The organism is Erysipelothrix amsterdamensis (assembly GCF_940143175.1).
GTDB lineage: Bacteria > Bacillota_I > Bacilli_A > Erysipelotrichales > Erysipelotrichaceae > Erysipelothrix > Erysipelothrix amsterdamensis.
The window spans coordinates 244900-258208 of sequence record NZ_OW659496.1; the positions used below are offsets into that span (position 1 = coordinate 244900).

The 13309-nt window shown below is 35.0% G+C and carries 10 protein-coding genes and 1 tRNA gene; 8 read left to right on the forward strand and 3 right to left on the reverse strand.

Going from position 1 to position 13309, the window contains the following annotated elements; genetic code table 11:
- Position 1: 1 nt before the first annotated feature.
- On the reverse strand, positions 2 to 829 hold the full coding sequence (locus NMG63_RS01135; RefSeq protein WP_254007178.1) for a helix-turn-helix domain-containing protein: 828 nt from the start codon (positions 827 to 829) through the stop codon (positions 2 to 4).
- A 97-nt stretch (positions 830 to 926) separates the two neighbouring features.
- Between NMG63_RS01135 and NMG63_RS01140 the strand changes: the two genes are divergently transcribed.
- The 8 genes from NMG63_RS01140 (at position 927) to NMG63_RS01175 (ending at position 11813) form a co-directional block, all read left to right on the forward strand.
- The gene (locus NMG63_RS01140; protein ID WP_254007179.1) at positions 927 to 2030 is read left to right on the forward strand and encodes an ABC transporter ATP-binding protein; all 1104 of its coding nucleotides are present in this window, start codon (positions 927 to 929) and stop codon (positions 2028 to 2030) included.
- 53 nt (positions 2031 to 2083) lie between these two features.
- Positions 2084 to 2386, forward strand: coding sequence for a hypothetical protein (locus NMG63_RS01145; RefSeq protein ID WP_254007180.1), 303 nt, complete (start codon positions 2084 to 2086; stop codon positions 2384 to 2386).
- Positions 2387 to 2534: 148 nt separating this feature from the next.
- Positions 2535 to 2609, forward strand: a tRNA-Gln gene (locus NMG63_RS01150).
- 519 nt (positions 2610 to 3128) lie between these two features.
- The gene (locus tag NMG63_RS01155) at positions 3129 to 4514 is read left to right on the forward strand and encodes an InlB B-repeat-containing protein (RefSeq protein ID WP_254007181.1); all 1386 of its coding nucleotides are present in this window, start codon (positions 3129 to 3131) and stop codon (positions 4512 to 4514) included.
- Positions 4515 to 4869: 355 nt separating this feature from the next.
- Complete coding sequence (locus tag NMG63_RS01160; RefSeq protein WP_254007182.1) at positions 4870 to 6243, forward strand: InlB B-repeat-containing protein; 1374 nt, start codon at positions 4870 to 4872, stop codon at positions 6241 to 6243.
- Positions 6244 to 6421: 178 nt separating this feature from the next.
- Positions 6422 to 9514, forward strand: coding sequence for an InlB B-repeat-containing protein (locus tag NMG63_RS01165; protein WP_254007183.1), 3093 nt, complete (start codon positions 6422 to 6424; stop codon positions 9512 to 9514).
- Positions 9515 to 9676: 162 nt separating this feature from the next.
- Positions 9677 to 10585: an ABC transporter ATP-binding protein gene (locus NMG63_RS01170; RefSeq protein ID WP_254007184.1), complete on the forward strand. Its 909-nt coding sequence runs from the start codon at positions 9677 to 9679 to the stop codon at positions 10583 to 10585.
- Positions 10578 to 11813 carry an ABC transporter permease gene (locus NMG63_RS01175; RefSeq protein ID WP_254007185.1) on the forward strand — a complete coding sequence of 412 codons (1236 nt, stop codon included), beginning with the start codon at positions 10578 to 10580 and terminating at the stop codon, positions 11811 to 11813. The genes NMG63_RS01170 and NMG63_RS01175 overlap by 8 nt, the downstream gene beginning before the upstream one ends.
- A gap of 51 nt (positions 11814 to 11864) precedes the next feature.
- On the opposite strand, the gene NMG63_RS01180 is transcribed toward NMG63_RS01175, so the two are convergent.
- Both NMG63_RS01180 and NMG63_RS01185 read right to left on the reverse strand, forming a co-directional pair.
- A complete protein-coding gene (locus tag NMG63_RS01180) occupies positions 11865 to 12650 on the reverse strand; it encodes an aspartate dehydrogenase domain-containing protein (protein ID WP_254007186.1) in 786 nt (261 codons plus the stop codon).
- Between the two features lie 90 nt (positions 12651 to 12740).
- Positions 12741 to 13280, reverse strand: a complete 540-nt coding sequence (locus tag NMG63_RS01185; RefSeq protein ID WP_254007187.1) for a 4'-phosphopantetheinyl transferase family protein — start codon at positions 13278 to 13280, stop codon at positions 12741 to 12743.
- Positions 13281 to 13309: the final 29 nt, after the last annotated feature.

Sequence of the window (13309 nt, forward strand, 5' to 3'; positions counted from 1 at the left end):
TTTATACAATCAGAAGATAGGCTAAAAGAAGATCATCCAAATGACGCAGGGATAAACCAGTTAACTCATTAAACTTATCAATACGATAATTGAGTGTGTTTCGATGGATAAAGAGTGCTTGTGCAGATGAAGTTACATTGCCTTCATGATTCCACATACATATGATCGTTTCAACCATTTCATCTTGAGATAAAATGAGTTGTCGAATTGATGATCCAATTGAACTTGATCTGATTTTTGGCGTCACATATGCTTTCAAATAGGTATTCGCAAAGGTGTTGATACGTGTTGGATATCCAGATTTATGAAATAATAAGGTCTCTTCTTTAAAGAGGGCAATAAGGTCATCATGAATCATTCGATCCGCTCCTATATATAAGGAAGTGTTGGTGGAAAAATCATCATCAAGTGCAGCGATAAAACCTTCAAGGGATTCGATGTCATAATTTCTAGAATCTAAGATAATAATACCTGAATGATTATTAATATAGAAAGCATCAAGAGGTGTTGTAAAGAAGTGTTTGAATGTTTTTAGCCACAAGTCATGATTCTGGTTTAAATATTTCACATGAAAATGAACGAAATGGTAGAGCTTATGAGACGTGATATTTAAAGCTTCTCCATTAATGAGGTGTTGATACCACATTGAATTTTGATCTTTTTCTTTAAACATTAAGGATAGTAAATCTTTCTCTGTTTGGTTGAGAACAGAAAGGCTAATCATCAAATATTGATGTCCATCATAAAGGACAAATTCTGATTCGGACGCATTATTAATTTGGCTTATACGAGCACTAGGGTAGAGTTTTTGTAAGTCGTTAAATGTCATATGGTCTCCTTGCACAATTTCTTTGTTCAACAATACTATATCATATTTGTAACCGCTTTATTATAATGGGATTAAGAAAGTAAAAGGGGATAATAGTATGGCAAATATTAGCTTAAAGAGTATTTATAAACGTTATGATAAAAATGATCACGATACGGTAGTAGATTTTAATCTTGAAATTCAAGATCAAGAGTTTATTGTGTTTGTTGGTCCATCTGGATGTGGTAAGTCTACGACATTAAGAATGATTGCGGGACTAGAAGATATTACTTCAGGTGAATTATGGATTGGAGATCGACTTGTAAATGACGTCGAACCAAAAGATCGTGATATTGCGATGGTTTTCCAAAACTACGCTTTATATCCACATATGACAGTTTATGATAATATGGCATTCGGTCTTAAGATTCGTAAGACACCAAAAGATGAAATCGATAAAGCAGTTAAGAATGCAGCTGAGATTTTAGGTTTGGATACTTACTTAGATCGTAAACCAGCAGCGCTATCAGGTGGTGAACGTCAACGTGTTGCGCTTGGACGTGCTATTGTTCGTGATGCAGAGGTATTCTTAATGGATGAACCATTGAGTAACCTTGATGCGAAATTACGTGTAGCGATGCGTGCAGAAATCACAAAACTACATCAACGTCTTAAAACAACAACAATCTATGTTACCCATGACCAAACGGAAGCGATGACAATGGCAGACCGTATTGTAATTATGAAAAAAGGTATTGTCCAACAAATCGGAACACCGAAAGAAGTTTATAATTCACCGAATAATGTATTTGTAGCTGGCTTTATCGGATCACCAGCCATGAACTTCTTTAATGGTCGTGTTGAAAATGGACGCTTTATCGCAAGTGAAAATCTAAATGTTCCAATTCCAGAAGGAAAATATAAAGTGCTACAAGATAATGGCTACGAAGGAAAAGAAGTTATCTTCGGAATTCGTCCCGAAGATATTCATGATGAACCACTTGTTCTGGATTCACAACCAGAATCGATTGTGAAGGCATTGATTTCTGTATCAGAGTTATTGGGGGCTGAAACGATGGTTCATGCTTCAATCGATGGACAAGACTTTATTTCTCGTCTTGGAGTTAATGAAGCATACAGTTCAGGTCAAGAAGTCGAACTTTCAATGAACTTAAGTAAAGGTCACTTCTTCGATATCGATTCAGAAAATATTATTAAGTAAGTTTTATTAAAGGAGACACAGTCTCCTTTTTCCCATATATATAAGGAGAAACTATGAAAGAGTATAAGAATATTATTTATATCGCATTAGGTTTGGTTCTTTCTGCAGTTACGTATGGTTTAAGCTTTATTTTACCGTTTAATTTTTATTCAATGCTAGAGTTTTTAGCATCTTTGGTTTTATTGGGAATTGTGTTGGTTGGACTTGGTAACGTGATTTTAGGTCGTAAAGAAAAAAAACATCCTAAAAGCAATCATAAGAAACAACGCTCGGAGTTGGTCAGTGTTTCTACGGATATGTTTTTTATTGTATTACCGATGTTGATTCTTATTGTGTATAATTATGTTACTCGCTAAAACAAACGGTTTGAGTTGAGATTCGTGAACGAAAATCACATTTATAATCGAATTTTTGAAAGATTGATAATTATGCAAAAAAATGCGTTTTACCCCTTGCATTGCCTACGTGTTATGCTATAATAAACAAGCAAACACGGAAAGATATTGGGCCATAGCCAAGCGGTAAGGCATCACACTTTGACTGTGACATTCCCTGGTTCGATCCCAGGTGGCCCAGCCAATATGATAAACAAGCAAACAATTTTATTGTTTGTTTTTTTTATATATTTTATAGCTGTGAAGGTAATTATAATCAGCAAAAAAATTTATAGAGTGAGTTTTTATTTTCCCTTCATAATACTCATACGACACAGAATTGTTTTTCCTTTTATTAGAACATGGATGAGCAAATAGTTTTGATTGTGTGCACGAAAGGCGCGTTGTGTACTGTTATACTTATTTTATATGATCGGTGGTTGAGATAAATTCTATCTAATATGTAATATATGTATAAAAGGGCAGTTGCTTCGAATTTACGGGATACAATGTTCATATTAATGTTTTCACTGATAAACTAAGTGATGGGTTCGCTTACATTGTAATGATTCAACTCAATATGCGCAGAAGATGTAATATAATTTTAACCATTAACGTAAATTTGTGTCCGTTTGTTACAAATATCGCAACGATTATATCAAATGAATCTTAATTTTCTTAACAGATGTTAAATTGAAAATACATCTAATAAAGGAGAATTAAGATGAAAAATTTAAGAAAACATATTTTAAGTTTTGTCTTAGTAACGATGTTGATGTTAAACGTCGTGAATATTAATGGTGGTGTTAAAGCTGATTTTGTATTGAGTGATCAAATCGAGGTATTTGTACCAACCGTTCGCTCTCCGTCCTATCAAGTTGGAATTCAGCCTCAAGCTGTTAACCCTTCTTCGCTTACATATCCAGTTGTATTTGAACTTTATTACGAATATGATACAGGAGAATTCAGATATATTGATTCAATAACTCGTGCAAATGAGACTGAATTAACAGAATTTGTACAGTTCAAAATCGAAAGCAATGTTGACGTTGGGATGGTAAGCTCTCATGTTACCATGAAAAATAAACAATCAGGAGTAAGTCTCTTTACTTCGTCTTATTCTTCAAACATGTATTTCGTAGAATTCGATACTCAGGGCGGAACGTTTACAGATGGATCCGATTTTAGAGAGAATTCAGTATACTATAACCAACTTATAACTTATGGTTCAGAATATCAAGAACCTGTGAAACCGGGATACACATTCGAAGGATGGGAAATGGATCGCCCGGGTAGCGGTAATATGTGGGATGTAGAGAATCGTTTAATCACATTCCATGAATATTTATTTGCAGTATGGTCTGAAGATCCAGTAGTTGTGGATTATGCAGTATCATATGATGCGAATGGAGCTAAAAGTGGTGATGTACCAAGTGGAACACGTGTTGAAGAAAACACAACGTATACAATTCTTGATGCGCTTCCAAATTTAGTTAATCCAGGATTTACATTTGATGGTTGGAATACAGCGCAAGATGGAAGTGGAAAATCTGTTCAACCAAATGATGCATTTACAGTTACTGAAGATACAGTATTCTATGCACAATGGAAAAAAAATATTGTTCCAGCAGTAAAGTACTCTGTATCATATGACGCGAATGGTGCAACACAAGGATCTGTCCCAAGTGGATCAACTGTCGAAGAATACACAGCTTATGAGATTCTTGGAAATATAAACAACTTAGCATTCGATAACCATGAATTTGTGGGTTGGAATGATAAAGCTGACGGATCAGGGGAACATTATGATGCGAAAGATACCGTGACAATCACATCAGATAAAGTACTTTACGCACAATGGGAATTAGAACAAAATCCAATTCCTACTGAACCTGAAGTGACGAAACCTGAAGTTACAAAACCAAATATTCCAGGATTCGAAGAAAAAACAACAGCTCAGAAAGCACAAGTTTCAGGAATCGAAAGTAATGTTCAATCTCAATTACCCAATACGGGATTAAGTACATCGAAATTCCTCCCTTCATTAGGATTAGGAATTGCATTAGCTCGATCAGTATTGATGGTATTAAGAAAAAAGAACGAAAAATAGTTCAATCGTAAATCGAATAATGAGTACTTACTCATGCCCCTTGAACCTATTCACAGGCTCGAGGGGTTTTTTCTTGATTCGAAAGTGTATTTATTAAGTTTATGAATTTTTACGATTAAGCAAACCAGAAAAAAGTGAAATTTGTTGATGCATCAATAATCGTTGATATAAGCCTAAGATATGCTCTTTTTAGGCTAATATCCCGTTAAATTTACCTTTTTCATAACATTATATTAAAAGAAATCAGATCTAAATCCGTCTTTTAATTACAAATTTTGACCGTATCATGTCATATGAATCTTAATTTTCTACATCGATGTTAAATTTTATATACATCTAATAAAGGAGAATTAAGATGAAAAATTTAAGAAAACATATTTTAAGTTTTGTCTTAGTAACGATGTTAATGTTAAACGTCGTGAATATTAGCGGTGGTGTGAAAGCAGACTACAGTCCAGCAGATCTTTTGGGAAATCATAGTTCAACTATTTTATCACCATCATACCAGGTAGGATTTATCCCCGAGGTCACAAATCCCTCATCCTTATCTTATCCAATCGTATACGAACTCTATTTCGAATATGAGACAGGCGCTATTGATTTGATTGACACAGTGATTTGTGAAGATGAAGCCGATGTTATGGAGACGGTCAGATTTAAATTAGTAGATAATGTTAATTTAGGCCTAGTCCAATCACACATCTTAATGGTGAACAAACAGCCCGGACTTATTGCTAAGAGTACATTTGATTCATCAAATAGATTTAATGCAGGATTTTATGCAGAAGGTGGAACATTTCAAAATGGTTCAAACACTTATTCGATGGCATCTTACTTGGATCAACTTTTAACATATGATCAAAATTATGAAGAACCTGTTCGTCCTGGATTTACATTTGTAGGATGGGAAATGGATTTTGCGGGTAGTGGTTATATGTGGAATCTCGATAGCCAATTGGTTGATTGGCATGAGGACTTATTTGCTGTTTGGTCTGAAGATCCTATGATTGTGGAGTACTCAGTATCATATGATGGAAATGGTGCTTTAAGTGGTGATGTTCCTAATGGAACACGTGTCGAGGAAAATGCAGTTTATACAGTTCTCGATGCACTTCCAAATCTATCGAAACCAGGATATACATTTGATGGATGGAATACTGCACAAGGTGGAACGGGTAAAGCAGTTCAACCTAATGAGTTATTTACGGTAACTGAAGATACAATATTCTATGCACAGTGGAAGAAAGACATTATTCCAACGGTTGAGTATTCTGTAAGCTATGATGGAAATGGTGCAGACCAGGGAGTAGTACCAAACGGAGCGAAAGTTGAAGAGAACACGGTATATAAAGTTTTAGGAAATGAAAATGACCTTATCCTTGCAAACCATAAATTTATGGGTTGGAATGATAAAGCGGATGGTTCAGGTAATCATTATGACGGTGAAGACACATTGACTATCAAGTCCGATATCGTATTTTACGCTCAATGGGAAATACAACAAAAACCGATTCCAACAGAGCCAGAAGTAACAAAACCAGAAGTGACACAGCCTGATTTAAATATCGATGAAATACAGAAAGATCATCCAGATGGTGTTGGAAATGTACAAAGTGATGCAGTACTACCAAGTACAGGTGTGAATGAAAACCTTCTTGTTCCAATTGTAGGATCAGGATTAACCATTATTGGTATTACACTTATTATGTTAAAGAAAAAAGAATTATAGTTAGAAAAGGATGAGCGTATATTCATCCTTTTTTCATTATGGAACACGGATAATAACCCAAAAATTCCAAACTTGATTCATAAACTATATTTTCTTTATAACGTAGATTTATCGATTAATGACATTTGAATATTTTTTTCTTTGATAGAAAATATAATGTCTACATGGAGGTAAGGGTATGAAAAAACAAAATATTTATGCTAAAAAATCATTGGTTATTATGTTATGTCTAATGCTCGGTGTGGGAACCGCACAAGTTGCATTCGCAAATGAAGATGCTGAATTTATTTCAGAAGATTCCGTTGTCGAAACTGAAGCAATAGATCAAGAACAAGAAGAATCCACAGAAGTTGTGGAAGAAGACGTAACAATCGAAGGTGAGGAAACTGAGGAGACTGAACCTGTAGTCGAAGAAGAAAACGTTGAAACTGAGGAAGAAACAACTTTAGAAGAAACGAATGAAGTTGCAGCAGAAGCAGTTGAAGAAGAAAAATCAGAAGCAACTGAAAAAGAAGCTGTGAAAACAGACGTGAAAGATGAAGCTAAGAAGGTGAAAGCCGTTAAATATAATCTTGGCGCAATCAAAAACAAAACTGAGCTTGAAGCTGCATTTGCGGGCGCTCTTGAAGGTGATGTTATTACTTTAGCATCTGATTTTGTAGCCGAAGATGTTTCAATTACTGTTCCAAATGCAAACATTACGTTTGATGCGAATAATGTGATTTGGACAAATTCAACGCTTGAAGTTACGGTAACTCATAACGTAACACTTAATATTAAGAATCTTGTTATGGATGGGGTAGGACATACATCAAATCTACTTCGTATTTCAAATCAAGCAGGTGTTACTAATTTAGTTAACAGCAAATTTATCAATAATGGTGCAACTCCAATTACTGCTCAATTACAACCTGGAACTGAGTTCAATATTGATACAACACTTATTGATAATAATAAGGGTGTGAGTGGTGGATCAGCTGTTCATCTTCATGAAAACAGTCGAGGAACCTTTAACATTACAAATAGTACAATTTCAAATAATAGAGGTACAAGTGGTGGATTTACTTCTGGAGCAATCGGTGGTAAAAACATCTACAGTGATATTAATATTGCAAATACAATTTTAAGTAAGAATCATAATGATTCCATCAATACTGGTGTATTTGGTGGTGGCGGTGGTGCCATTTCATTACACTACTATCGCGGAAATATGACGATTAAAGAAAGTTATTTCAAAGGCAATAAAGCGGGTGGTGATGGCCATTCTGAAACTTATGATGGTGGTGCAATTTATATCTTTGATGGACGTGATGGCGCAACCGTTGATATTGACCAAACAACTTTTGCTTATAATGAAGCAAAAGATGATGGTGGTGCAATCTTATTCCAAGGTACTGGTAATCCTGGATTAACTACAAACATCCATAACAGTACATTCTATGGCAATAAAGCCGGTGGTACTGATGGAGCAAATCTACCCGGTGGTGCTATCATGTACTTTAGAAATGGTGGTTCTTCGAAGATGACGAACACTCTTTCGGGTTCTACATTCATGGATAATGTCGCAGGGAATGCAGATGTAAATACTGAATTTAGAGGTGGAGCGATTTCTTTAAGTGGTGCTGGTACTCTTGCTACTGCAGGAATCAGCTACAAGGGATCACTGTTCTTCGGTAATCAAGTTTACAAAAATGGTGTGATTGAACCAACTGCAAAATATAAAGATATTTCAAATACTCTATCTACAGCAAACTCAAAAGGTAATATCCTTAATGTTGACCAAACTACAGCTGAACTTGCTGCACAAGCAAAAAAAGATATCTTTGGTTATAAAAATGTTGGTCTCAGTCGTGATCAATCTGAATTAATTGCAGGGATTGAAGGAGAAATCATACCTACAATCGCAATCAAACCAGAAGGTCCAGCTGATGACGCATTCCGCGGAGGACATACTGATGGATACGATCAACGTGGGAAGAAACGTTTAGGAGATATTGGTGCTGTAGAAATCCTTTGGATTAACTATGATGCTAATGGTGGTGACTTCGACTTAGAAGAGATGAATGATTACGAAGGTGAAACATACTATGAAAAAGATGCATCTTCAAAAGTCGTTTCTTATTATGATATAACTTCTGCTGATACTATTAAAGAAGAACAAACAGAAGATAGCATTCATCCAGAACGTACAGGATACAAGTTTATGGGTTGGTCAAAAGATAAGGATGCAACAACTCCAGATCCAGACTTTAACACACGTAAACCTGTGAAAGTTCAAGATGATAGTCTACGTCTCTACGCTATATGGCGTGTAGGGGATGCCTTCACAGTTACATATCATGGAAATGGAAATACTGATGGTACAGTACCAACAGATACAAATACTTATGATACAAATGAAAAAGCAACTGTTTTAGGTGAATCAACCTTAGTTAAAGACGGTTGGAGCTTTATTGGCTGGAATACGCTTGCTGATGGAACAGGAAATGACTACGCTAAAGATGCAGACATCACAATGATTCAAAATGTTGATCTTTATGCACAATGGGAAAAAGATGTAACACCACCTGTTACTGAAAAATATACAGTAACGTATGATGGTAACGAAAACACATCAGGAACAGCACCTGTTGATGCTACTAAGTATGAAAAAGGAAACTCAGCAACAATTCTTGGAGCTGGAGATCTTATTAAAGATGGTTACGAATTTATTGGATGGAACACCCAAGCTGATGGAAAAGGTAACACAGTAAGTGGTACAATGACCGTTAATGAGGATGTTACATTATACGCACAATGGAAAAAAACAATTGTTGTTGTAGATACATATACTGTTGTTTACGATGGAAATGGAAATACTTCCGGAAATGCTCCGATTGATGCACATCTTTATGAAAAAGGTGAAAATATCATTGTTATGAGTTCTCACAACTTAGTTAATGATGGTTTCAATTTCATTGGTTGGAATACTCAAGCTGATGGAAAAGGTGATAGTTATGCACCTGGCGACTCAATTGATGTTGTTGGTAATGTTAAACTTTACGCACAATGGAGTAAAACGACAAAACCTATAGATCCAACAAAACCTGTTGACCCTACAAAACCAGTAGATCCAACAAAACCTGTTGATCCAACAAAACCAGGCGAAAACAATCAAACAGATTTACCTCAAACAGGGGTATCTGAAAATAATACTGCACTAATCGCAAGTCTAACTCTTATTGGGTTAGGATTGGTAATTGTTAAAAAACGCAAACATGAAGAAGCATAGTTTGGATTGATTTTATGAGAAGCTTAGCATCGAAAGATGCTAGGCTTTTTTTTACCTACCTCAAATATGTCATTTAGGTACAAAATCAGTCTATTCAGAACGACATCACAATTTTTGCATAACCGTATGATAATATATTTTTAAAGCGAGAAGGAGAAAGTTATGAAATTAGAATTTAATCAAATTAACAAGTATTTTGATGAGCATCATGTACTGAAAGATATTTCGTTTGAAGTTAACAGTGGACAAATCTTCGGATATCTTGGTCGAAATGGTGCTGGAAAAACAACATCAATTCGAATTTTAATGGATGTTTTCAAGGCAAACTCAGGATCGATTACTATAGATGGGAAACCCTTTAATCCTGAGGATTATCAAATTGGGTACTTACCGGAAGAACGAGGAATGTATTCAAAGACACGTGTTGTTGATCAACTTGTATATTTTGCAATGCTTCGCGGTGCAACTCGTGAGGCTGCATTGGATTCTGTAAATTATTGGGCGAAACAGTTTAAGATTGAAGAGTATCTCAATCGAAAATTAGAAACCTTATCAAAAGGGAACCAGCAAAAAGTGCAAATTACCCAAGCATTTTTAAATAATCCGGACATCTTAATTTTAGATGAACCCTTTAGTGGATTAGATCCAGTTAATTCTCAAGTGTTTCAAGATGCTTTAACAGACTATATTGCTGATGATAAAATTATTATTTTTTCAAGTCACCAAATGAGTTATGTCGAAACATTTTGTGATGACATTGCGATTATCAATCAAGGATCAATCGTTTTAAATGGATCCCTAAATTCAATCAAGAAAGAACTTGGAAAAGATAAAATTCGTATTCAGGCACATAATTATGACTCGAAGCAATTAATGGAAAAACTAGGCAGTAATTCTGTTCATGTCGAATCGGATGATAAATCGGTGATTGTGTCTTTATCTGAGGAATTATCAAAGAAAGTTTGGATGACATCGGTGATTGAATCTGATATTGATATAAAACTTCTGTCAGATTATGAACCAAGTCTTCAAGATATTTTTGTAGCAAAGGTAGGAGATCATCATGAATAAACTCAAAACGGTATTTAAATTTGAATTTTTAGAAATGTTACGCAAACGTAGTGTAAAAGTAACAACGTTAATATTATGTCTTGCGGTTTTGTTGATAACATCAATTCCGACCATTCAATCTTTATTTAAGGATGATCAAATAAATGATCAACAGACAAGTGAAGTGGTACCTGAGGAACGTAATGAGTGGGGATTTATCTTTGAGGATTCATCAATTGATAAGGAAGCATTTACAACCATCCTTGGTCTTAATCATCTTAAACAGTTTGATTCAGAAGAAGCAATGAAAACTTCCCTCCTCAATAAAGAGATTAAGAAGGGTTATGTTTTATACAATAGTACTTCCTACAAAGTCCTAACTATAGATAAAGATATGTTTGGTTTTGAAGATAGTATTATCGAGGACACTTTAAAGACAATGGCCATTAATGAGAATTTTAAAGCCAACAATATTGATGTAGAAGATGCACGTAACGCCATGAATGTTTCAATTACATCTGAGGTAGAAGCGATTGGTAAGGATTCATCACAAGGGTTCTTTATTGCTTACGTCATTATGTTTGCGATGTATATGTTGATTCTTTTCTTTGGTCAATCCGTAGCAACATCGGTTGCTCGTGAGAAAGACAGTCGAACCATGGAACTACTCATTACCAGTACTGATCCGAAAGTTCTTATTTTGGGGAAAGTATTTGCGATGGGAGCTGTTGGACTGTTACAAGTTGGTACAATTTCATTATCTGTATTTATCGGTTTTATGGTAAATAAAGTTAATTATGATGCTGATATTTTAATGATGGTACAAGGTTCACTAACCGTCTATACAGCAATTGTGTATTTAGTATTTTCTATAGCAGGTTATATTTTATACCTTTATATTTTTGCGGCATTGGGATCGTTGATTTCTAAAGTAGAGGATGTAAGTTCTGCTACTACGCCTATTACCTTGTTATTTGTGATAGCATTCTTTATTGCTTCAAGTAGTTTGAGTGCACCGGATAGCCAATTGACAATTATTAGTTCTTATGTACCATTTGTCTCGTTATTTACAATGCCTATTCGTTTTATGTTGACCTCAGTGAACTGGATTGAAATAGTAATCTCAATGGTTATTATGATTTTATCAACCTTGGCAATTGCGAAGATTTCAGTCTATATCTATCGATTTGGTTCATTAAATTATGGTAACAAATTAAAAATTAAAGATATTTTAAAAGCAAAAAAATAACTCTCACGAGTTATTTTTTTTGTATATTGATATGAGTTAGATCGGTTAAATCTAAAATACGATTGGTGCAACGATGTTTTGAAGCACTGCAACGATACTCCAACCTGCCACACGACTTGTACGGCTATAGATTTTTAAGTCTGTTTTGATTTCTTCACCTTCAAGCATAATGCGGTGTTCGTCACCTACGTAACCAGGAACTGCATTGATATTTAATGTGGTTTCTTCTGGACCAGCACTTGCAAGTGCAATAGCAACTGAAACATTAACATGAGTTGGTAATGCAGCGATTGCTTCTTTTGTTGTTCCTGAGAATACTTCAACTGGTTCTTGAATATCAATTAGACCTTCACGATTTAGTGATGTATGGACTAATGCTCGAGGTGATTTCATCCCCGTCATTTTTACATTTACAGGACTCATGAGTGTCGCAGTACGAAGTATATCAAAACCTCCTACAGCTCCACTTGCTATATGAACTTTTTTACCTGTTTCGCGAGCAACATCTTGTACATGGTTATAGAAAGTTGCATCAGCAAAAGCTCCAATGGATAGTACGACAAGGTTTGAACCAGAACGAAGTACTGTTTCAGTATAGTCAACGACAGACTTAACAGAAGCTGCTTCAGATGTATAGTCTGGTTCAAGAGCCATTAATTCTTCAATTGTTGAGCATGCTTTACAACCATAATGGTTTGCGAACGCAGCGGTACGAAGTGGGTTTCGACCTAATACTCCAACAAGTTCGTATTCAGGTAGATAGCCATCCACCCAAGCTTGAGCCACGATATCGTTTAGAAAACCAGGCCCAATTAAAGCTAATTTTAATTTTTTCATAATAAATCCTTTCCTATTTTATATATGTATCTTAACATAGATTTCGTTAAGTGAACCGGTTTATAAAGATTTTGTTTGGACTTGCTTTATTTAGTCCTTCATTTCGATGGAAATAAATTCAAATGTAGTGGGTGCTTCAGTAAGTAACGAACCAAAGTACTCATTACTTAAGGGAAGGAGAGTACAAGTTAGATTTCTCATATTATTATCTAGGATTTCTAATACAGAGAATTGAGGAAAGTCTTTTTCAATACGCAGGTCAAAAAATTTGATATAACACTCTTTAAGACACCAGATTTTGTAGAAACTCCGGATGCCATGTTTTTTGACATACTCAATTTCTTGAGGGTGGTAAAAACGGTCTGAGATTTTTTGGTAATTCACATGCTCATCAAATTTTTGGATGTCGATACTTATTGGATGAAGACTGAATGCATAGCTGGAAAATGCTTCTGTAATTGTTTTACTGTAATAAAAATCATTATTTAAGATGATGGGTTTACCGTTTTCGGTTTTGTAAAGATACCAAGTGTTATCGATCTTATTACGCCGAGTAAAGTCTTGAATACACATTTCAAGAGTGCGGATTGATGTTTTTTTTGTTTGATAAATGACAACGTGATTTTCCATATTTTTCTCCTTAATAATGCAAGCATAAC